The sequence below is a fragment of the Sorangium sp. So ce128 genome (assembly GCF_051525245.1).
GTDB classification, from domain to species: domain Bacteria; phylum Myxococcota_A; class Polyangia; order Polyangiales; family Polyangiaceae; genus Sorangium; species Sorangium cellulosum_B.
In genome coordinates this window covers 6,702,757-6,723,054 of the sequence record NZ_CP150313.1, presented here as the reverse complement: position 1 = coordinate 6,723,054, position 20,298 = coordinate 6,702,757, and the positions used below count along the sequence as shown (strand labels likewise).

At 70.5% G+C, this 20,298-nt stretch carries 17 protein-coding genes; 6 read left to right on the top strand and 11 right to left on the bottom strand.

Going from position 1 to position 20,298, the window contains the following annotated elements:
* The first annotated feature begins 344 nt into the window (after nt 1-344).
* The gene (locus WME82_RS25385) at nt 345-1,304 is read left to right on the top strand and encodes a diacylglycerol/polyprenol kinase family protein (RefSeq protein WP_438037405.1); all 960 of its coding nucleotides are present in this window, start codon (nt 345-347) and stop codon (nt 1,302-1,304) included.
* A gap of 32 nt (nt 1,305-1,336) precedes the next feature.
* On the opposite strand, the gene WME82_RS25380 is transcribed toward WME82_RS25385, so the two are convergent.
* From WME82_RS25380 to WME82_RS25360, 5 genes are all read right to left on the bottom strand, one after another.
* Nucleotides 1,337-1,990: an HD domain-containing protein gene (locus tag WME82_RS25380; RefSeq protein WP_438037404.1), complete on the bottom strand. Its 654-nt coding sequence runs from the start codon at nt 1,988-1,990 to the stop codon at nt 1,337-1,339.
* 97 nt (nt 1,991-2,087) lie between these two features.
* Nucleotides 2,088-2,810 (bottom strand): hypothetical protein, encoded by a 723-nt coding sequence (locus WME82_RS25375; protein ID WP_438037403.1) that lies wholly within the window; start codon nt 2,808-2,810, stop codon nt 2,088-2,090.
* Nucleotides 2,811-2,832: 22 nt separating this feature from the next.
* The gene (locus WME82_RS25370; RefSeq protein WP_438037402.1) at nt 2,833-6,759 is read right to left on the bottom strand and encodes a hypothetical protein; all 3,927 of its coding nucleotides are present in this window, start codon (nt 6,757-6,759) and stop codon (nt 2,833-2,835) included.
* Complete coding sequence (locus WME82_RS25365) at nt 6,756-7,151, bottom strand: hypothetical protein (protein WP_438037401.1); 396 nt, start codon at nt 7,149-7,151, stop codon at nt 6,756-6,758. Before WME82_RS25365 ends, WME82_RS25370 begins: the two co-directional genes overlap by 4 nt.
* 77 nt (nt 7,152-7,228) lie before the next feature.
* Nucleotides 7,229-8,341 (bottom strand): DNA alkylation repair protein, encoded by a 1,113-nt coding sequence (locus WME82_RS25360; protein WP_438037400.1) that lies wholly within the window; start codon nt 8,339-8,341, stop codon nt 7,229-7,231.
* Nucleotides 8,342-8,442: 101 nt separating this feature from the next.
* Between WME82_RS25360 and WME82_RS25355 the strand changes: the two genes are divergently transcribed.
* The gene (locus WME82_RS25355) at nt 8,443-9,180 is read left to right on the top strand and encodes a helix-turn-helix transcriptional regulator (protein WP_438037399.1); all 738 of its coding nucleotides are present in this window, start codon (nt 8,443-8,445) and stop codon (nt 9,178-9,180) included.
* A gap of 116 nt (nt 9,181-9,296) precedes the next feature.
* On the opposite strand, the gene WME82_RS25350 is transcribed toward WME82_RS25355, so the two are convergent.
* A complete protein-coding gene (locus WME82_RS25350; protein ID WP_012237257.1) occupies nt 9,297-9,728 on the bottom strand; it encodes a nuclear transport factor 2 family protein in 432 nt (143 codons plus the stop codon).
* A gap of 91 nt (nt 9,729-9,819) precedes the next feature.
* Nucleotides 9,820-9,960 carry a hypothetical protein gene (locus tag WME82_RS25345; protein ID WP_438037398.1) on the bottom strand — a complete coding sequence of 47 codons (141 nt, stop codon included), beginning with the start codon at nt 9,958-9,960 and terminating at the stop codon, nt 9,820-9,822.
* Between the two features lie 254 nt (nt 9,961-10,214).
* Between WME82_RS25345 and WME82_RS25340 the strand changes: the two genes are divergently transcribed.
* On the top strand, nt 10,215-11,858 hold the full coding sequence (locus WME82_RS25340; RefSeq protein WP_438037397.1) for a Kelch repeat-containing protein: 1,644 nt from the start codon (nt 10,215-10,217) through the stop codon (nt 11,856-11,858).
* Nucleotides 11,859-12,159: 301 nt separating this feature from the next.
* Here WME82_RS25340 and WME82_RS25335 read toward each other — a convergent pair whose 3' ends face one another.
* The gene (locus WME82_RS25335) at nt 12,160-13,023 is read right to left on the bottom strand and encodes a mechanosensitive ion channel family protein (protein ID WP_438037396.1); all 864 of its coding nucleotides are present in this window, start codon (nt 13,021-13,023) and stop codon (nt 12,160-12,162) included.
* Between the two features lie 431 nt (nt 13,024-13,454).
* Nucleotides 13,455-13,889: a hypothetical protein gene (locus tag WME82_RS25330; RefSeq protein WP_438037395.1), complete on the bottom strand. Its 435-nt coding sequence runs from the start codon at nt 13,887-13,889 to the stop codon at nt 13,455-13,457.
* Nucleotides 13,890-14,145: 256 nt separating this feature from the next.
* On the opposite strand from WME82_RS25330, the gene WME82_RS25325 reads away from it, so the two are divergent.
* Complete coding sequence (locus tag WME82_RS25325; protein WP_438037394.1) at nt 14,146-14,757, top strand: Crp/Fnr family transcriptional regulator; 612 nt, start codon at nt 14,146-14,148, stop codon at nt 14,755-14,757.
* Nucleotides 14,758-14,802: 45 nt separating this feature from the next.
* Nucleotides 14,803-15,774, top strand: coding sequence for a DJ-1/PfpI family protein (locus WME82_RS25320; protein ID WP_438037393.1), 972 nt, complete (start codon nt 14,803-14,805; stop codon nt 15,772-15,774).
* A 56-nt stretch (nt 15,775-15,830) separates the two neighbouring features.
* Here WME82_RS25320 and WME82_RS25315 read toward each other — a convergent pair whose 3' ends face one another.
* Nucleotides 15,831-15,962, bottom strand: coding sequence for a hypothetical protein (locus WME82_RS25315; RefSeq protein WP_438037392.1), 132 nt, complete (start codon nt 15,960-15,962; stop codon nt 15,831-15,833).
* Between the two features lie 86 nt (nt 15,963-16,048).
* Here WME82_RS25315 and WME82_RS25310 point away from each other — a divergent pair, with 86 nt between their 5' ends.
* Nucleotides 16,049-16,348, top strand: a complete 300-nt coding sequence (locus WME82_RS25310; RefSeq protein ID WP_438037391.1) for a hypothetical protein — start codon at nt 16,049-16,051, stop codon at nt 16,346-16,348.
* A gap of 339 nt (nt 16,349-16,687) precedes the next feature.
* On the opposite strand, the gene WME82_RS25305 is transcribed toward WME82_RS25310, so the two are convergent.
* Nucleotides 16,688-20,134, bottom strand: coding sequence for a kelch repeat-containing protein (locus WME82_RS25305; RefSeq protein WP_438037390.1), 3,447 nt, complete (start codon nt 20,132-20,134; stop codon nt 16,688-16,690).
* Nucleotides 20,135-20,298 lie beyond the last annotated feature (164 nt).

Here is a 20,298-nt window from a genome sequence, read left to right as displayed (position 1 = left end):
CATTGCATGAATCCATGAATTGCCGTGTCATGCGTCCTCGCGAGGCGAGCCGAGCGGCTCCCTCGGTCGCCGCGGGGTGTGCAAGGAGGGTGGTTGTCGCGCCCGCGATCCGCTCCGGGACCTGGACGGCCTCTGGTCGGCTCGCGCGGCGCGTCGTGCAGGGCCGGCTCGTGGGGTGCGGATTCGCGCGGCGCGTCGTGCAGGGCCGGCTCGTGGGGTGCGAGCTCGTGATGTGCGGACTCATGCAGGGCTGGCGCCGCGAGCCAGCTCACGCGCGGGGTGCCAGTATGACGAAGCGCTGACATGGCGCCCGACCCCCGGGGATTATCTTCGCAAAACCCAACGTGATCCACGCCTTGCACGTCGAGACCAAGCTCGTCTCCGAAGAGCTCTGCGTACTGTTGCGTCAGGTCGATCCCGCCGTCTTCGTCTTCCACGACGAACCCGAGGTTCGCGCCCGGGTCGAACGGGTTGCGTCGCGGCTCCGTGAGCTCGTCGTGGCGGCCGAGCGCGACGATACCGGGGGCAGGCTCGAGCGGCTCCGCGAGCGGCTCCGCGTGCTGCTCGCGGCGGTCGAGCGGGCGACCCCGACCGGAACACCCTCGCCCAAGGCGGCGTGGATTGCGTTCCAGCGAGAGGTGCAGCCTGCCTACGAGTCGCTGCTGCTGACGCTGCGCGGCGTGGTCGCCGCGCCGCCGAGCGTCAGGCCGACGAACCATGTGCGCAGCCTGTGGCACGTGGGCTCGGGGCTCTCGGTGCTCGGGCTGATCCAGCTCCTGCCGGAGCGCGGCTGGCTCGTGGCCGCGAGCGGCGCGTTCGTTGTGGCGGTGTGGTCGATGGAGATCGCCCGCCGGGTCAGCGAGCGGGTCAACGAGCGGCTGATGGGGGTCTTCCGGCTCGTGGCGCACCCGCACGAGCGCTACCGGGTGAACTCGTCCACCTGGTACGTGACAGCGCTCTTCCTGCTGGCGCTGTTCGGGACGCGGCTGAGCCAGTCGCTCGCCGTGGTGGTGCTGGCGGTGGCCGACCCGGCGGCGGCCCTCATCGGCCGCCGCTTCGGCCGCACGCGGCTGCGCGACGGCCGCTCGCTGGAGGGCACGCTCGCCTTCTTCGCGGCGGGCGCGCTGAGCGCCCTCGTCGTGATGTGGGCGCTCGGCCCGGCGTCGCTCTCCTCGCGGCTCCTCCTGGCCGCCGTCGCGGGCCTGGCCGGGGCGGCGACCGAGCTCTTCTCCACGCGGATGGACGACAACTTCACGATCCCGGTCGCCGTGGCGGCCGCGGTGACGGTCGCCGGCGCGGGCTGACGTTATCTGACGTCAGTTGACGTCAGTTGACGTCAGATAACGTCAGGCGCCATCTCGCCGCCGATCTCCAGCGCGAGGCGAGCGAGGTACTGTCTCATGAACTCCGCGCGTCGCGCGCCCTCGCGGCGCCCTGCGGCCGTCGTGAGGCTCTCGGCGGTCTTGAACAGCTTCACGTGGAAGTGGTCGATCGCGTTCATCCGGTCGTCCCACGGCCTCCGCTCGGCGAACGGATCCCCGGGATCGTAGAACCGCACGCCGAGCAGGCCGCCCACGGCGAAGCAGCGGGCGATCCCGATCGCGCCCAGGCCGTCGAGGCGGTCGGCGTCCTGGACCACCCTGGCCTCGAGGGTCGTCGGCTCGATCCCCGCGCTGTAGCTGTGGCTCTCGATGGCGTGGGCGATGTCGGGGAGGAACGCCTCGGGGTACTCCACGCTCCGCAGGAAGCAGAGCGCCTCCTCCGCGGAGAGCCGCGACGCCTGGGAGCGCCTGGGGTCGTTCTTGGGGACGTTGACGAGATCGTGCAGCCACGCCGCGGGGACGACGATCTCGAGCCTTGCCCCTTCGTCCGCCGCGAGCGCCTTGGCCGTGGCGACCACCCTCGCGAAGTGCGCCAGATCATGGGCCGGATCCTTGCCGAGGTCGGTCTCCTCGAGCTTCTTTGCGAAGAGCGCTTCCCAGTCCTTCATCTCCCGCCTCATAGACGCGGACCCCGACCCGCGCAACGGCTCTGCGCGGCGCCCGCGCTGTCATGGGCACCTGCCCCTTCGCCCTCAACGGGTCACGTCACCGATAGGGATCGAGCTCCAGCTCCCTTTGCAGGGTGCGCGACACGACCCCCCAGTCGGCCTCGTCGCTCCCGGCGAGGCCGACGGAGAGATAGAACTCCGGCGCTTGCTTGGCGACAAGGAGCAACGAGCCTCGCTTCGCCGCGAAGGTGTGGGCATTGGAGAACCAGTACGGCTCGAACCCGAACAGGCCGGCCAGCCAGCGGCAGCGTGCCAGCGTGTCCGGGCGCAGCTCCCGCTCGGTGTACATCGCCTGCAAAGGGAGCCGGGTGGCGAGGCGCGCGTTGAGGACGGGCAGGCAGATCAGCTCCGACAGCGAGCCCGCGACGGGCTCGGTCCGCGAGAGATCGAGCCGCCCCTCGTCGTCGAGGGGCGCGCCGTCGTGGCGCACGACCTCGGGATCGTCGCCGCCGAGCAGGAAGATGTCCTCCTCGTCGTCGCCGACGGGCACGGCGAACGGCTCCACGCCCTCCGGCATGTCCTCGAGCATGTCCGGGCGCCGCTCGATCATCTCGCGCGGGGAGGTGGCGTAGAGGCCGAGCTTCAACGCACCCGTGTCTTCGCCCATGCGCTCGAGGAAGGCGAGGTGCACCGCGCTCGGCGGCCGGCCCATCGCCCGGGTGAGCTCGGCGATCTGATCCGGGGTCGAGCCGCGGAGGGCGCGGCTGAAATCGGGATCGAGCGATGTGCAGAACTCGATGCAACGGTCGACGAGGTTCATGAACGTTCTCCGTGCCTGCGGGTCAGGCGCCCACCTCGCAGAGGAGCCGCCCCAGGCAGCGGCGGCACTGCTCGCAGGATCCGATCTCGTGCTGGTGCTGGAAGCCCGATGTGCCCAGATCCTTTTTGACGTCGAGCCACACCTCGGCGAGCTCGATGTCCTTGAGGCCGCGGCCGATGGCGTTCCTCAGAAGGACCTGCGCGGCGCACCGGCCGAGCTTTCCCCAGCCATCCGTCATCGCCTCGGTGTTGAACGGCACCTTGGTCTTCACGTAGGTCGTGGTGGTGCCGTCGAAGTTGCTGACGGTCCGCTGTTTCTTGATGTTGCCGCCGAGGCCGATGGGGCCGGACCAGCCGCCGTCGGCCGTCCAATCCCCGGAGAGCGCGTAGAGCCAGACGTCGCCACCCGTCCCGTCCTTGCCGACAAGGACCCCGAGCATCTTGCCCTTGTTGAGCCGCTTCGTCGTACTACCCCTCTTCAGGGGCCGGACGTAGTCGAGCAGCGCGTCCGTGAGGAACCCGACGTAATCCGCGTCCTTGTCGTCCGTGTCGCGGGCGAAGCGGCGCACGGCGTCCGCGAGCGCGCGGGCCTTGGCGAGCGCGCGCGCGCTGCCGGGGACGTGGTGCCAGACATGGCGTGGCGAGGTGCTGGCGCTCTCGCTGGCGGCGCCGGAGCAGACGGGGCAGCGGCCTCCGTGCTGATGTCCTCCGGACGAGAGAATACCGATGCCCTCACCGCCCGGCGGCGCCGTCCATCGATCCTCCCCGTCCCACTGCGGTGTGGCCTTGTGCTCGCAAATGGCGATCCGGTCGCTCTCCTCGACGTTGTCCTTCCCCTTGCGGTGCCACTTGATCGCCGAGCACCCATGACGGTGGACCTCCACCGCGAGCTTGTCCTTCGCGCCCTTGCTGGCAAGCGTGTATTTCGCGACGACCTCGTCGTCCTCGTGACCTGGGTCGGCTGGAGGACCCGCGTCGCCGGCCTTGGGACGGGCCTTGAGGAGCACCTTGCTCTTCTTCTCGCCGTGATCCCCGTCAGGCTGCACGTCGGCGATCTTCATGTAGCCGCCGCCCTTTGGCTTCCACGTGTGCTCGCCCTCGCCCGCGGGCAGGCCGGCGACGTCGAGCCGCGCGGGCGCGCCCTCGGCCTCGGCGACCACCCAGCCGACCTTCCACACGTCCGGATCGCTGTCCAACCCGAGCAGCACCTTGGCCTTCTTCTCGTCCGCGCCGGCGTCCTCTGCCACAGCCGTCTCGGCGTCGATCTCGGCGGTGAAGCTCTTGATGCGCTCGCGCACGAACACCGCCACGCCCTTGGCCGTCAGGGCGCCGATGGCGAGCGCGTGTGTGTACGTGAGGCCGAGCTCGACCACGCCCGGTTTCTTGGCCTTGACCTTGATCTTCTTCTGCTTGCTCCCCCCATCGAAGCTGGCCTCGATGGGGTTGGAGGAGAAGTCCCACGCGTGACCGGGCTCGCCGAGCGTGTCCACAGTCTCGATCTCGGCGGTCCCACCGTCCTCTGGGTCCAGCGCGACGACGACCGGCGGCGCCGAGATGTCGGTGAACGCGATCCCCACCTGCCGGGTCATGGTCTGGCCATCGAGCGTGTACGCGACGGACAGAAGAGCCGTCTCGCCCTCTCCGGTCTTCTGCGTGCCGGCGATCTCCACGACGTCGGTCTGCTGGCCGCCGACGAGGGAGATCCCATCGACCCCGGTCCAGACGAAGGTGCCTTGGGCCGTCGCCGATCGGGGGACGGCCTTGTACTGCTGCTTGAAGTGCTTGAGCGTCGAGGTCCTGGGCTGCGCTTGCCCGTCGGCGTCCTTGATGTCGAGAGCGACCACGTTGAAGGTGTGCGTGGCAGGGATCTCCTGACCGTCGACGCTGTATTTCGCGCTGATCGTGGCGGGCCCGTTGCGCTGCGCAGCGGCCGTGACGGTCGCGTCCGCGCGATCGGCGTCGAACTCGTAAAGGGACGGGTCTCCCGATTTCGCCCAGGCGTACTCCCCATCTTCCAGCGGCTGGGTGAGCACGGCCCGGAATGCGCGCTGCTGCCCGGTGAGGACATGGACGTTGGCCGGGCTCTCTCCGTCGCCGTCCTTGATGACGAGGTTGACGACGGTGACGTCGTGCCTGGCTCGCGCGGTTCTGCCGCCGAGCTTGAAGGCGACCTCGATCGTCTCGACATCGGCAGCCTCTCGCCCCGCGGTGATTGTTGCCGTCTCTTTGCTCGAGTGGAGGGTGAGCTTGCTCTCCGGGGTCACGCAATTCCACTCGAACGTCCCCCCTTTGACGTCGAGCGTCGGCACCGCCTTGTACTTCCGCTTCGCGCCGGCGAGCACGAAGTCCTTCGCCGCCGCCGCTCCGTCCTCGTGCTTGATGGCGACGCCGACGAAGACGATCTTCCCCGTGGCCGTGAGCGGCTGGATGGCGTTCTCGTGCGCGCAGGTGATCTCGACGTCGACCTCGCCGTGCTGGGTCGCGAGGATCGTGACCTTCTTCTGGTCGTCCAGGTCGAAGATGGTGGCGCCGTTGCTCTCGGTCTCCCACGTGAACCGGCTCCCGTCCGGCGCGCCCCGCACCGTGAGAGAGGCCGTCGTGCCTCGCTCCGTGTCGACGGCGGCATGCGTCATCTCGGGGTCCACCCAGATGTCGGTTACGGCCATCTGGATCTGCCTGGTCGTGGTCTGCCCGTCGAGCGTGGCGGCGAGCGTGAGCGACGCCGGCGCCTCCTTGGTGGTCTTCGCCGTCCCCGCGAGCTCGACGCTGGCCTCGCCGCCCGCTCCCACGACGACGAGCGGGCCGCCCGAAGTCCAGGCGTATCCCTCCAGCGCGACCGCCGGCTTCGGGACGGCCTTGCATGTGTGCCTCATGTACCGCAGCACCGAGGCCGGCGGCGCGGCGCGACCGTCGCCGCCCTTGATGGCCACGTCCACGATCGTGAAATCGTGGTGGACGGTGGCCATCTGATCCCGGGGCTCGAGATCGAGCATGGCTGTCACCTGGATCTTCGCGAGGCCCGTGTCGCGGGGATCGATCGTCGCCACGTCCGTGCGCACCGTGAGGTGGTCGAGCCCGCACCTCTGCACCCCTGCCGATTTCCAGTGGAACTTCGTCCCCGGCGCGGCCGGCTCGAAGACGGCAGCGAACCGCCGCGGCGCGTCCACCTCGCCGAGGAGGGCGTGCTTCTTCGCATCACCGTGCTTGTCGTCGTCCTTGATGCGGAGCTGGACGATGGTCACCTTGAGCTTCGTGTCGACGCTGCGGCCGCCGTCCGTGAAGCGCACGCGGAGCTTCATGACGCCGGCGCCGTCCCCCGCGGCCTTGACGGTGGCGGTGTCTCCGGCGCTGCGGATGTCGGCGAGCGCCGCCGGATCGTCTGCAGTCCAGACAAACTGGCCGCCGCCGATCGCCGGCGTCAGCACGGCCTTGTAGGTGCGCTTGTTCTGCGCGAGCACCCAGGGAACCGGATCCGAGCCGTCCTGGGCCTTGATCTCGATCTCGAGCGGGACCACGTCCACATCGCCGCTGACGGTGCCGGGCGCGTTGACGTAGTAGGTGCCGGTCGCCGCGAGCGAGAACGTCAGCGTGACCTTCCCGACGCCGAGCGGCTCCACGTAGAGGGGCACGTTGCCGTTCCAGTGCCTGGGGTGCACGGCCGCGCCGGACACGAGCTGGTTGCCGCCGGCCAGCGCGTCGTACACCTGCGCGAGGGCTGTGTTCCACGTGAGCGTCGCCTGCCCGTCGAAGCCCGCCGGATCGACCGAGAGGTCGACCTGCGCGCGCGCCGGCGTCGAGCCCGCATCCCAGTAGACGAGCTGGGGGTGCTGGACCTGAATTTGCGGCGTCGCGTGCTGAGTGCAGCGGCGGTACGCCACCTGCGCGAGCCACCAGCCGTTCTCGACCGCCTGCCAGAGTTGATCGCGCGCGCCGCCGATCAGCTGGCTCACGCAGCGCCTCCGTCGAAGCGCCGGGACGCCTCGTTGCAGAGGGCGCTGATCCGCGTGCCCGGGTGCGCGAGCGCGGGATCACGCAGGATCGCCCCCGCCCACGGGTGGAGCGGATCGACGTCGAAGTCGCGGCCGAGCACGAGCATCAAGGTCACGAACTGGCCTGCGTGCGCCGGCTGCGAGAACCCGATCCGCCGGGCCTTGGCGAGGCCCTCGCGGACGAACCCGAGCAAACCGCTGTCGCCGAGGGCGGCGCAGCGATCGGGGAAGAACCGGCGGAGGTGCTCGGCGACGCTGCGCTCGAACGTGGCCTCCGTCAGGACGTCGACTTGCGCGGCGCGGATCCGGAGCATCGGATAGACGATGGAAGCCGAGCGATGCGAGCCGGTCAAGCGCGCGCGGCCGTCCCCTGCGCGTCCAGCGCAGGATGAGGCCCGTCGATCGTCGGGGAGGGCGCGTCAGGACGCCGTCACCGGCGCACCTCGAATTGCCCCAGCGGGTGCGCCACGCCGTTGACCATCACATCGATGCTGTGGCGACCGGGATAGTGACGGCGGGTCGTCATCTCCTCGAAGGAGACCTTGCCGGCTATCTCGGCCCGACCCGACGGCGGCAGGACGAGCTTCCGCAGCTTGAAGACCTTTGGCCGCGTCGAGCCGTTCGCCTTCACGAAGTGCACGGCGCAGTCGACGATCAGCTCCTGGTCGCGCGGGGCCGTCGACGCGAGCTCGAACGAGAAGCGGAGCTCTCCGCCGAGCTTCACCGATCGCGGGGACAGCGACGCCGAAGCGATCGCGACGCTCGGCGCCGCGCCGAAGCCGAGCGCGTCGAGCGCGCCGCGATCACCCTTCTTGACGAGCGAGCGCAGCGCGTGGCGCACGATCCATTGCCGCCCGGGCGGCGCGCCCTCGAGCCAACGCCGGCAGAGGCTCGCCGCGATGTCCGGGTGGTCCTTGCCGATGTCATTGATGTTGTTGGCGACGGAGCGCTGCACGTAGCGCTCCGGATCGTCCTTCAGGAGCTCGAGCAAATCGATGACCGGGCCTGGATCCTGCTGGAAAGCACGGAGCCGCGGGGCCCACGGCAGCCGTGGGCGCGTCCCCTCGGAGACGAGCCGCCGGACATGGACGTTCGGGTCGGCGGCCCACGTGCGGAGCCGGCGGAGCGTCGCGTCGGGGTGCCTCGTCAGGAACGCGCGGATGCTGAACTCGGCGGAGAACCGCTTCGTCAGCTCGACTTGCGCGGTCATCGCGTCCTCGAAGTGATCGAGACCGCGCTTCGCCACATAGAACACGTGCGGCATGTACTGGAGCGGCGCGAGGCCGAACGCGTCGCTCCGATCGAGCTCGGGCCCGAGCGAGGCGACGATCACGCGAGCGGCCTCCGGAAAGGGCTGCGGCAGGTGGTGGTGCATGACGTCCGCGATGTGGGAGGCGCGGCCCGTGAGCTCCAGATCGGAGAGGCTCGCCAGGCAGTCGCGGGCGAAGCCGCGCTCGTCGAGGCCAGGGTGCGCCGAGCGGAGGTCGCGGGCGATCGAGCGGACGCACCGCTCGTCGAAGAGGTCCTTCAGCCGGTCGGCCATGGGTACCTGCCGGTGAGGACGCCGAGGCCGATTGGCCAGGTGTTCGCCACGTTGGACATGGGCGTTGACTAGCGCGAGACCCTGACAGATTCTGTCACCATATGTCGCGCGCCGTCCGGGTCATGGAGCTCTCCGACCTGCTTCGCGCGCGGGGAGCGACGACGGTCGGCGAGCTGGCCGCGACGCTCGGGGTCAGCGCCCGCACCGTGCGCAGGGACCTCGCGACGCTGAGGGAGCGCGGACTCAACATCGAGGGCGAGGCCGGCCCCGGCGGGGGGATCCGGCTCGATGCCGGCCGGGGCGTCACCGCCGTGCACCTCTCGGTCGCAGAGATCGTGACGCTCTGGCTCTCCGCGCGCCTCTCTCAGGCCGCGAGCGACCTTCCGTGGAGCGACGCCGCCAGCTCCGCGCTGGCCAAGCTGCTCAGCAGCCTTCCTCCTGAACGAGCGCGAGAGCTGCGCGCCCTCTGCCGCAGGGTCATCGTCGGCGATCCGGCGAGCGGGCCAGTGCGCGCCGGAGCCGGGGCGCCCCCCGCAGAGCTGGTGAGGCTCTTCGAGGAGTCGTTCTCCGCCGGCGTCGGCCTCGGGTTCGACTACCAAGACCGCGAGGGGAGGGCGTCGAGGCGACGCGTGGAGCCGCACGGCCTCCTGATCCAGAGCCCTGTCTGGTACGTGCTCGCCCTGGACACGGGAAAGAACGAGCCGCGAATGTTCAGGATGGATCGCATCTCGACACCCCGCGTCCTGCGGGAGATCGCGTTTCGCCCGAACGCCGACGTCATCTGGGCGCTCTTGCCGGACGAATGCGCGTGGCGACCGCTCCTCGGCGAACGACCATGACTATCGGCCAAAACGGACGGACTCCGTTCAGGTTTCGATCCTGTGCTCACCACGGTTCGACTCAGCGGAGGAGATCCGTGCCCTCATGGCGGGTCTCCCCGGCCCCGGCCAGCCTCTCAGTTCATGAGCCGGGAGCGAGCGGGCGCCCACCGCTCGGGCCGCGGCGCGGAGAGCGGACCCGCGTGGTGGTGGACCATCTTCCACTGCCCGTCTTCGAGGACGAACACGTTGGTCGCGCACAGGTGTGCAGGCTCGTCGCCGTTCGCCTCGTAGCACGTGACGAAGGCGAAGTCCCCGAAGAGGTGCGCCGAGGCGCCCTGGCAGCGCATGCGCAGGGGCGAGGTCTGGCGCAAGAGCTGGCTCCAGCTCTCGAGCACGCTGGCGCGCCCCGAGAGCGCCTCCATGCCGGGATGGGCGCAGGCCACGGGCGCCCGCTCGGCCCACACCCGGCACATCGCCTGGTAATCCCCGGCGCGGAACGCCTCGTAAAAGGCCTCGTTTGCGGCCAGGACAAGCCGTTCCGCCGCGACGCGCTCCTCGACGCTCATGCAGCGACCATGCGCTCCGGCCAGCGCGGGCGCAAGGGCCTCGATGGCGTCGTCTCGGCGCCTCGCCCGCTCGACCCCACGCCCGGGCTGACTAGGACGGGCCCTTGCTCCGCTGGTGGAGGACGAGCTGTGTCCGGTTCATCAGCTTGACGCCGGCCGCGTCGAGCTCCTCGAGCGCCGCGACGCGGAGGTTGTCGCGCGGCCCGAGCGCGGTCGACTGGCGGAGCGTCAAGTCCTCGGGGGCATCTGCGGGCTCGCGGCACGGGGAGAGAGCGGCCGGGGCCGGGAGATGAATGTGGCGGGGGATCGGCGCATCAGGATCGCCAGACTGCGCAGGTGGCAGCGCAGCGTTGCCCGAGGTGCGGGATGGCAAGAGGCGATGTGGCGGGGGAAAATGTGGGCACGGAAGAAGAGGAGCGCCCGTCGGGGGCAGGGCAGCGGGCCGGGAGACGGCTCCCTGTCCTGGTGCTCGCAGCAGCTCACCTCGTGAGTGCACCGCTGATCGGGTGCGCGATGGACGGCGCCCACCTGGAAATGAGAGGGGCGGCGCCGCTCGGCGCTTCCGATGCGGCGAGCGGCGCGGGTGCGAGCGTGGTCGCGACGTCGCCGTTACCGGAGCCCCGAGGCCAGCACGCCGCCGCGCTGCTCCCCACAGGGAAGGTCCTTGTCTTCGGAGGGCGAGCCGCCACCGTCGAAGGCGGGCCCCCGTTCGATTGGTGGAACGAGTACTCGTCCCTCACCAGCGCCGCGTTGTTCGATCCCGCGACGGAGACCTGGACACGAGCCGCGCCCGCGCCGCGATCTCTCGCGCAGAGCGCGCCGCATGTCGTCCTCCAGGACGGCCGCGTGCTGGCCATGACCGGGGGCTGGGAAGCTGCGCTGTACGATCCGGCGCTCGATGCCTGGACTGCTCCCGCCCCGATGCCGACGCACCGCACCAATTACGGCGTCGCCCCGCTGCCCGACGGACGGGTGCTCGTCGCCGGCGGGCGGCTCACGACATCCCCTTCCTGGCCGCCGACGCCAGCCGCGGAGATCTACGATCCCGTCGCCGATACATGGGTGGACACCACGTCGATGAGCGTGGCGAACGAGGGCCCACTCGGCGCCGTATCGCTGCTGGACGGCAGGGTGCTCGTGGTGGGCACGTTCGGCCACGCCGAGCTGTACGACCCCGCCTCGGAGACCTGGGCGCAATCGCTCCCCCGGAGCTCCGGAGGAACGCGCATGACGCTGCTGTCGAGCGGCAAGGTGCTCGTGGTCGGTCGCGAAGGACAGTCCGAGGTCTATGATCCAGCGACGAATGCCTGGACGAGCGCCGGGGGGCTCGATACGTCCGGGAAATACGCCAGCGAGGTGCTCACGCCGTTGCCGGGCGGCCGGGCGTTGCTGACGGGAGGCATGTGGCACGACTCCAATGACGGTATCGATGAGGACGGATGGCCGACCTGCGGTGGGCCCATCGACTGCTTGGACTTCTACGGTTTCACGGACGCCGTGTGGCTCTTCGATCCGATCACCCAGAGCTGGGCTGCGGCGCTGCCGATGGCGCTCCCCCGAGCAGGGCACACTGCCACGCTGCTTCCCAGCGGCACAGTGCTGATCGCGGGCGGCGATGTTCCCGATGACTCCACCATCGTTCACCTAACGACGGATGCCGTCGAGCTCTACGTTCCCCAGGGTCTTCGAGGGCTGCCGCCCGGCGCCCCCTGCGACACCAACGACGCGTGCGCAAGCGGATCCTGCGCCGACGGCCGCTGTTGCGACGGCGCCTGCGGTGAGCAAGGCGGCGACGGCAGACAGGGCGGCGGGGCCGGCGGCTTCGGGGGCGGCGCCGATGGCTCCGCGGGCGCCGCTGGGGGACCTGATGGGGAGGGCGGCGCCCCCGAGAACGGGGCCGGTGGCGAGGGCGGCAGTGCCTCTCATGGGTCGGGCGGCGACCCGGGCTCCGGCGCCAGCAACGGCGGAGACAGCACAGGCGGACTTGGATGCTCTGCGGGGGATATCGTCGCAGACACGTTTGCCGGCAATGGCTGCAGCATGGGCGGCGCCGGGGACGGCCACCGCCCGTGGTGCGGAGCGGTCACGCTCCTGGTAGCGCTAGGGCTTCGCCGCAAAGGGCGGCGCTGAGCTCGCCGCAGCTACGATCGCGCGATCGGCGTGAGCACGGTAGACGGTACCAAACGGGGGGCGCGCAGGCGGGACGCCCGGGTTGCGCAGGAGCGCGCCGGGAGGGGGCCGAGGCCGCGGAGGAGAGCCCGGGCCTCCCACCCCGGAGTAGAGGATCGGCTCGCCACCCTCAAGGCCGGTCGATCATCGCGTGGGCATCGCGTGGGCATCGCGTGGGCATCGCGTGGGCATCGCGTGGGCATCGCGTGGGCCCCGCGTGGGCCCCGCGTGGGCAGGTCGCGCAGGGCCGACCGGCGGAGCGTCAGGCCGTCGGGTGAATCTCCGAGCCTGCGGCGCGGTGAGCAGGCGCTGCCGCGAGCTGGTTGATGTGCACGTGCTGGCTCGGGACCGGGAGCCCCATCTTGCCGAGCTCCTCGCGGATGATCTTGGTCGTGGCGAAGTAGACGTCCCAGTAGTGATCGGTGTGGCAGAAGGGCCGGACGGCCAGCACGGGCCCGGCGAGGGTGAAATCCAGGATCTCGACGCTGGGCGCAGGGGTTTTCGCGACGTTGGGGATGAGCGCGAGGTGCGTCTTGAGCCGCGTGATCGCCGCCTCGTGATCCGCGCCGTGGGCGAGCTGCGCGGTGCAGTCGACGCGGCGGACCGGGTTCGTGCTGAAGTTCTGGATCGTGTCGCTGAAGATCTTGTTGTTGCCCACGATGGTGCGGACGTTGTCGGGCGTATCGAGGGTGGTCGCGAAGAGGCCGATCGAGTGGACGGTGCCCGTCACGCCGCCGGCCGTCACGTAATCCCCGGTCTTGAAGGGGCGCAGGAGGATCATGAAGATGCCGGCCGCGAGGTTCGACAGGAGGCCGGACCACGCCATGCCGACGGCGATGCCGATCGCGGCGAGCAGGCTGGCGAAGGTGGTCGTCTCGACGCCGAAGACGCTGAGCACGGCGATGACGAGCAGGATGTTCAGCAGCACGGACGCCGCCGACTCCAGGTAATGAGCCAGCGTGGTGTCGAGCTTCTTCAGCGCGGAGCTGCGCTGCAGCATCGACAGGAGCCCCCGGACGATCATGCGGCCGATGACCCAGACGAGGATCGCGCCCACGATCTTCCCGCCGACGCTCACCCCGAGCGCTACCGCCATATCCACGTACCGCTGAACCCTCTCGTCCATCTCAAGCCTCCTGGCGACGTATGCGCCGCTCGCGGGGGCCCCGTGCAAGGCGCATGCGCGACGCGCCTTGCTGGATCTGCCCCCGGCGGCCAGCCTTATCATACCGGCGGGCCGCTCCGCGAGGGGCGTGACCGAGATTTTCGAGCCTCAGCGCTGCGGCCTGCGGACATCAGGCGGCCGCGGAGCGGATACCTCGTTGTAGCGAAGGAGCAACGGACGGCGGGGTCGATCGCGGCGTGCGGCGGCGATCGAGCGGCCGACGTGCAAGGGCACGGGAGCAAGCGAGCGCGCCAGGCAGGCGTGTCCAGCCAAGGAGCTGGCCGAGGCGATCTTCGTCGCCGCCGAGGTGACGCTCGAGGAGCGGAAAGCGGACGCGGGCCAGCGGCATGGGCGGAGAACGGCGTGGCCGGCGTACAGGGCCGTGAACCGGCTCAATGAAGACTATGTCCAAAGGCTCTCGGGTTGATCGGAAATTTCAAGCCAATGACCAACCCGTACTCCGTGCCGTAAGAAGGTATCGTCGCGCCAGCCCCCCCGTCGAACGGAAGGGCGAGTCGAAAGCCCGCGTAGGCGATGGGGATCGCGATGAAGGGCACGATCTGCGCTCCATACGTTCGGGCGTTCGACCGGCCCGCGCCCTCGGTGTACGCCGAGAGCTCGGCGCCGACCGGGCCGAACCCACCCTGGAAACCGAGCGCCAACCTCTCGTGGACCGGTCGGTCGGCGACGAGCTGCGCCTGCGCAACGGCGCCTATCCAGGCGAACGTGCGCTGTCCGTACCACGCGAGGCTGCCCTCGACGCCGGCGCCGACGGCGTCATCGGCGTTCTCGCGGCCAGTATAGCTGAAGAGGCCACCCACGCTCACGACCGGGTCGCCAGGGCGCCCCACGTTGGGCCAGCCTTCCCCGGGATACACCACGGGGGGAGGGCTCCCCGCCGGGGACACGCCTTCCGCCTGCGCCGATGCAGAGCCAGGGAGAAGGCAAGCGCCGACAAGGACCGCTGTGACCGCCGAATGGTTCATGCATCTGTGATCTAGCCCATGCGACTCGGCCCGTCACGATGCAGGCGCGGGCGAGCGGCAGACGCGCTCCGGGAGCGCCGTGCTAGGCTCCCCTGCCATGGGGCAGCTCTCGCGCGCGGAGCAGGTCGCGGCGCTCGCGCGCATGGTCGCCGCGCTCGACGCCCGGCCGGCGCCGCATTTCGACGCCTTCGCGGCCCTGTTTCACGGCAAGAGCCTGCGGAAGGGCGAGGCGTTCGTGCGGGCGGGCGAGGCGAGCGACTCGGTGGCGCTCGTCAACTCCGGCATCGCGAGGATGTTTTACACGCGGAGCGACGGGAAGGAGTTCAACAAAGGGTTCATCTCCGCGCCGGACTTCATGTCGGTGCTGGAGGCGCTGATCACCAGGGAACCCGCCCGGCTGACGATCCAGGCGCTGACCCCGATGCAGCTCTTCGTCGCGCCCTACTCGCGGCTGAGCGAGCTCTGTGAGCGCGACATCTACTGGGAGCGGGTGAGCCGGCGGATCGTCGAGCGGGTGTACCTGAAGAAGGTGCGCCGCGAGGCGTCGCTGCTGATGGATCCGGCCGCCGAGCGCTATCGCGCGTTCCTCGCAGAGCACGGGGCCGTGGCGCGCCGCGTGCCCGACTACCACATCGCCGCATATCTCGGCATCACACCCGAGGCCCTGAGCCGCCTGAAGCGCGCCGCGACCAGGACCGCTGCTTCTTGACCTAGGTCAAGGTGCGATCTCGCTCCGCTGGTCATGGTCTCCCGCATGACGACGGAACGAACGAAGCGAGACGGCGAACGCCCAGCAACGGAACCCACGCGCGGCCCGGGGCGCCGCGGAGCGCCGCGGGGCGCGGCCCGAAGGACGGCGCTGATCGCGGGCCTCGCGGTCGTGCTCGCCGGCCCGGCGCTGGTCGCGTGCGGCGCGGCGGCGCCGAGGCTCCACCCCGTGTTCCCCGAGCGCCCGGTGGCAGAGAAACCCAGAGGGAAGATCCTGTTCGTCCTCAGCGCCGCTCGAGAGCAGACGCTTGCGGACAGCTCGAAGCGCGCGACCGGCACCTTCCTCGGCGAGTTCTACGAACCGTACCTGGCCCTCACCGGCGCGGGGCACGAGGTCGTGTTCGCGACCGACGGGGGCGCCGCCCCGGCGATCGACCCCGAGAGCCTCGACGAGCGGTACTGGGGAGGCGGAGCGCGGCGCGCGCAAGCGCAGCGCTTCGTCGAGCGCGCCCCGGAGGTCCGCGCGCCGCTCAGCCTGAAGGCGGCGCGCGCCGCGGCCGACTCGTTCGACGGCATCGTCGTTCCCGGCGGACAGGGCGTGATGGTCGACCTGCTCGACAACGCGGACCTGCACGCGCTGCTCGCTCACTTTGGCGCGAAACACCAGCCCGTGGGGCTCATCTGCCACGCACCGGCGGTGCTCACCCGCATGCGGCAGCCGCATCCGCTCAGCGGTCGGACGGTGACGTCGGTCTCGTCGTTCGAGGAGTTCTATATCGAGACCTTCGTGATGGGGGCCGACGCCCAGGTCCGGGGCATCGGCGAGCAGCTCGAGGATCACGGTTACGAGCACGAGGCCGCGTTCCCCGGGAGCGCGTACGCGCAGCGGGATTGCAACCTCGTGACCAGCCAGAATCCCTTCTCCACCGATCGGTTCAGCGCGCTGTACCTGGAGGCCCTGGCCGACTACCGGCGCGGCGCCCGCTGCGCCGAGGATGCCCGCGAGGGCCATCGATAGGCCTGCTCGGCGGCGCGAGGGCCATGGGATCTCCCTGGCCCGTTCGGCCCGCGGCGCTACGACGTGAGCGACAGGCCGCGCACGTGCTCGGCGAGCGCCCGCTCCGCGCTGCCCACCACCTCCCGCGCGCCCGGGAGCTTCGCCGACGCCCCCCGCGGAAAACCGCGCCTCCCCCGATGCCGCCGCATGGCCGCCTTCACGAGGACGACGGGCGCATGTTCAGTATCGACGCGCCACGCGCGCCGGGTTGCAATCGCGGCGAATTCACGGAGGGGTGACGAAGATGCTCATCGACGAGCGACCGAACCATTATCAGGGCGACCTTTCGTGGGACAGCCTCAAGCAGCTCATTGAAGATTACGACGACAACGAATTCCAGGGTCTCGTGCAGGGGCCGGTGGGCTACGCTATCAAGGTCGTACGCGGAGCGCACAGCGGGAGTTTCTATCCGTATTACGGATCGAACTACTATTTCGATTTCACGGCCACCCACGCGCTTGGCGAGAGCGACATACATCACGCGATCCTGGACGCGAGCGGAACGAAGATCCTGGGAATCGCGCCGCCGCTGTGACGGAACGATCTCTGCCGCACACCGAGGGTGCCCGTGCAGCCCGAGCCATCACGCGTCAACTGCGGTGACCTCAGCGTAGCAACCCCAGCTCTCTTGCAGACACCATGATGGGGGTGCTCAGGAGGGGAGCGGAGGCCGCGCAGGAGGGCGCCGGGCCCGCGCAGGAGCAGTGCCGAGGCTGCGCAGGTGTACGAGCGGAGCCCTGGTAACACTTCTGACCGGGAGGAGTCCAAAGGGCGACTTGACGCCGTAGCGCGCGGCGGTCTCCCCGCCAGGGTCGCTGAGCAGCGTCATGGGCAGGCGGTATTCAGCTCAGCGGGAGCAGCCGGCGATCGGAGTTCACCGCGGGATTGCCGCCCTGGAGCGGCGGAGCCTCCGCCGGAGAGCGGCCCCGATCACAGCGAGGTAGAAGGCGCTGGCCCCGCGGCCGGGCGCCCCTTGCCCCATGGTGCAGCCAGTGTCCGCCGGCTCGTCCGCTCCGGAGCCGCTCGAAGTGCTCGTCGGACCCGGGTTTCCATCGCCGCCAGCGGCGGCAGCGCTGCTGGATGCGGTCGCCGTCCCGGGGCCGCCATCGCCGCCAGCGCCGGCGGTGGTGCTCGTCGAGCTTCCGCTCGCCGAGCCGCCGCCCTCGCCTCCGGCGCCAGCATCGCCGCCCCTGCCGCCTGCACCAGCGACATCACCGCCGGCGCCGCCAATGCCGCCAGCACCGGACTCGCCGCCACCGGCGCCGCCGACGCCGCCAGTCTCGGATCCACCGCTGCCAGCGCCGCCCGTTGCGGACGTTCCGCCGCCAGCGCCGCCAGTTCCAGGCTCGCCCCCGCCCGCGCTGCCAGCGCCGCCAGCACCGGACTCACCGCCGCCAGCGCCGCCAGTTCCAGGCGCACCCCCGCCAGCGCCGCCAGCGCCGCCAGTTCCAGGCGCACCCCCGCCAGCGCCGCCAGCGCCGCCAGTTCCTGGCTCACCGCTGCCAGCGCCGCCAGCGCCGCCCACACCGGACTCACCGCCGCCGACGCCGCCAGTTCCGGGCTCACTCCCGCCAGCGCCGCCCGCGCCTCCTGCACCGGGAACACCGCCGCCGGCGCCGCCCTCTCCGCCAGCGCCCGTGCTGCAGCCGTTGTCCCCGGGGCCGTGCCATCGAGGATCGTACAGCTCCGCGTCCCTGTTGGGGCCGACGATGAGGACATGGCCGCTCGGCAGGAGCGCGGACGTGGAAAAGCCATGCGAGAGCAAGGTCGACGGGGCAGGTGTCCAGGAGTTCGTCGCGGGGCTGTAAATCTGCGCCGTCGTCCCTGCGATGACGAGCACCTCGCCTGTCGTCAGCAGCGTGGCAACATGACTGACACCCGACAGCTGGCTCATGGACCCTGTGGGAGTCCAGACGTTCGTCACCGGGTCGTAGGTCTCTGCGGCTCCCCCGACGACGAGCACGCGACCGTCCAGGAGCCGCGTCGCCGTGGGCTTGCCCCGAGGCACCGTCATGGGCGCCACCAGAGACCAGCGCCGGGTCGCGGGATCGTAGATCTCGGCGCTGGCGAGCGGCTCCGCGGTCGAGATGTCGAAATCGTCGAAACCCTGTATCCCGCCGACGACCAGCACCCTGCCGTCGTTCAGCAGCGTCGCCGCGTGCTCCGCCCGGCTTGCTTTCATCGGCTCGACGGTGACCCAGGTGTCGTCGGCTGGACGATACAGCGCGGCCGATCCGGTCCTGCGGACGCGGAACGGCTCCATCGGGTAGTCCATCACCGCGCCTCCCGCGATGAGCACGTCGCCGCTTCCGAGCAAGGTCGCCGTGTGGTTGTATCGACGCTCCTCGTCGGGGGCGGCCAGCGTCCAGGCATCCGCCGCCGGATCGTAGATTTCGTTGTACAGATCCGCCTCGGAGTCATCGAAGCGGCCCCCGCTGATCAACACCCTGCCGTCGGCGAGGCGTGTCAGGTCGGGGAGAGCCCGCTCGAAGTTCAAAGGCGCCGCCAGGGAAAACGTCGTGCTCGATGGATCGTAGATCTCGGTTGTCTTCGTACCGGCGTTGCCGCCCGCGACAAGGATCTTCCCGTCCTCCAGCTCCACGGTCTTCGCGTAATTCCGCAAGGCGTTCAGGGGGCCGAGCTGCGTCCCCGAGGGCGTGACCGACGGGTCATAGATCTCGGCGCCCGGCGCGCTCGAAGTCCCGCCGACCACGAGGACCCGTCCATCCGGGAGCAGCGTCGCCGTGGCGCTGCCGCGGCTCACTTCGCTCCTGGGCGCTGTCGAGAAGGTCCGCGTGCTCGGATCGTAAAGGTCGGGCGGCTGGTTGCCAGAGACGAAGACCCGCCCGTCGCACAGCCGCGTCGCCGTGTGCCAGCCGCGCCGAAAGCTCATCTTGTTCTTCGCGAGCGTCCATGCGTTGGCTTCCGGATCGTAGGTCTCGGCCTCGGAATCCCAGTCATAGCCGGTCACCAGCACGTCACCGTCCCCCAGCAAGGTCGCCGTGAGCATCCACCTGGCGCGGAGCATGTCCGGCCCCGGGGTCCACGCGCCCGTCGCGGGATCGTAGATCTCGACGCTCGACACCACGCTGGCTCCTATGATCCTGCCTCCGGCGACCAGCACGCGGCCGTCCTGCAAGCGCGTCGCCGCGTGCTCCCTGCGCACGACAAGCGCCGCGGGCGTCGGCGTCCAGGCGTCCGACACGGGATCGTAGAGCTCGGCGGCGGCAGCAGGAGCGGCGCCAGCCGGCGCGCCCCCGGCGACGAGCACCCGCCCGTCGGCGAGCTCGGTCGCGGTGTGTCCCGAGCGCTCCGAGGTCATGGTCGCGGCGGGAATCCACGAGTCGGTCGTCGGATCGTAGAGCTCCGCGGTGGCGACCCACGCGGCGCCGCTCATGGCGCCGCCCGTGACCAGCACCCTGCCGTCGGCGAGCAAGGTCGCCGTGTGAGCCGACCGCGGCTGGCTCATCGGAGCGGCGGGCAACCACGCTTCGAGCGCGGGATCATAGATGGCCGCGCTGGCGAGGTGGTACTGGTCTGACGAGCCGAGCCATCGCCGCCCGCCCGCGATGAGCACCCTGCCGTCGGGAAGCGAGGTCGCGGTGTGCTCGTGGCGGAGCGTCGCCTCGGAGGCGGCCGTGACGGTCCATGACGGGTCCACGAGGAGCGGCGAGCCCGTCTCCTCGACCCAGAGCGAGATCTCATCGCCTTCTACCTCCAGGCGCGTCGGGACGCGCTGGCGCGGCGACGCATAGGCCTCGGGAGCCGCCACGATGATCCGCGGCTCCCCTGCCGCGTCGAGCACCTCCACGTTCGCGCCACGGCGGCGGAGGCGCGCCCCCTCGACCTGCCATGACGCAACAGGTCCCGCGGCGGGCGCCCCGTCGGGGAACCAGAGCCACTCTTCCGCGCCGTGCCGCTGCGCCGTCCAGAGCGCGAAGCCGCCCGCGCGCGGGTACGCGAGGGCAGCGCCGATCTTCTGGACCTCACCGAGCGCGCCGCGCTCGCGCACCTCGATGCCGAGGCCACCCGGCAGGTCGAACCGCACGGCGCCGCTCCCGTCCGCGGGGAACGCGAGCGTCAGGCCGCCGCGCGACGGGCTCGCCGCGAGCTCGAAGCCCGCTGGGGTGGGCACGAGCGCGTCGTCGCCGCGGAGCGCCGCGCGGGCGCGCTCCTCGAACTGCGCCTCCAACGCCTCGACGTCGAGCGCCTCGCTCGATGGCGCCGCGCAGCCGAGCGCGCATGTCAGATAGACAATCCAGAGCAGCGCCACGCATCGCGCGAAGCGCCACCCAGCCCAGGGAACCGTGCTTGAACCCATACCCTCCTCGATTCTCGCGAGCGAGCCTCCGGCGAACACATCGGCCTGTCGCGCAGCGCGCCCGGCCCTCCGTGGGGTGCAGCTCGCATCGCAAAAATTCAGAGGTTCGCGACGGAATGTCGCAGCGTTTGCCGGAACGCTCGACTTGCCGCGCTTGCTCGAGG

Bases quoted from the DNA above. Each gene is read 5' to 3' on its own strand.
- WME82_RS25380 (WP_438037404.1), bottom strand. From the start codon at position 1,990: ATGAAGGACTGGGAAGCGCTCTTCGCAAAGAAGCTCGAGGAGACCGAC.
- WME82_RS25315 (WP_438037392.1), bottom strand. From the start codon at position 15,962: ATGCGGCGGCATCGGGGGAGGCGCGGTTTTCCGCGGGGGGCGTCGGCG.
- WME82_RS25320 (WP_438037393.1), top strand. From the start codon at position 14,803: ATGACGACGGAACGAACGAAGCGAGACGGCGAACGCCCAGCAACGGAA.
- WME82_RS25355 (WP_438037399.1), top strand. From the start codon at position 8,443: ATGTCGCGCGCCGTCCGGGTCATGGAGCTCTCCGACCTGCTTCGCGCG.
- WME82_RS25305 (WP_438037390.1), bottom strand. From the start codon at position 20,134: ATGGGTTCAAGCACGGTTCCCTGGGCTGGGTGGCGCTTCGCGCGATGC.
- WME82_RS25350 (WP_012237257.1), bottom strand. From the start codon at position 9,728: ATGAGCGTCGAGGAGCGCGTCGCGGCGGAACGGCTTGTCCTGGCCGCA.
- WME82_RS25335 (WP_438037396.1), bottom strand. From the start codon at position 13,023: ATGGACGAGAGGGTTCAGCGGTACGTGGATATGGCGGTAGCGCTCGGG.
- WME82_RS25360 (WP_438037400.1), bottom strand. From the start codon at position 8,341: ATGGCCGACCGGCTGAAGGACCTCTTCGACGAGCGGTGCGTCCGCTCG.
- WME82_RS25375 (WP_438037403.1), bottom strand. From the start codon at position 2,810: ATGAACCTCGTCGACCGTTGCATCGAGTTCTGCACATCGCTCGATCCC.
- WME82_RS25325 (WP_438037394.1), top strand. From the start codon at position 14,146: ATGGGGCAGCTCTCGCGCGCGGAGCAGGTCGCGGCGCTCGCGCGCATG.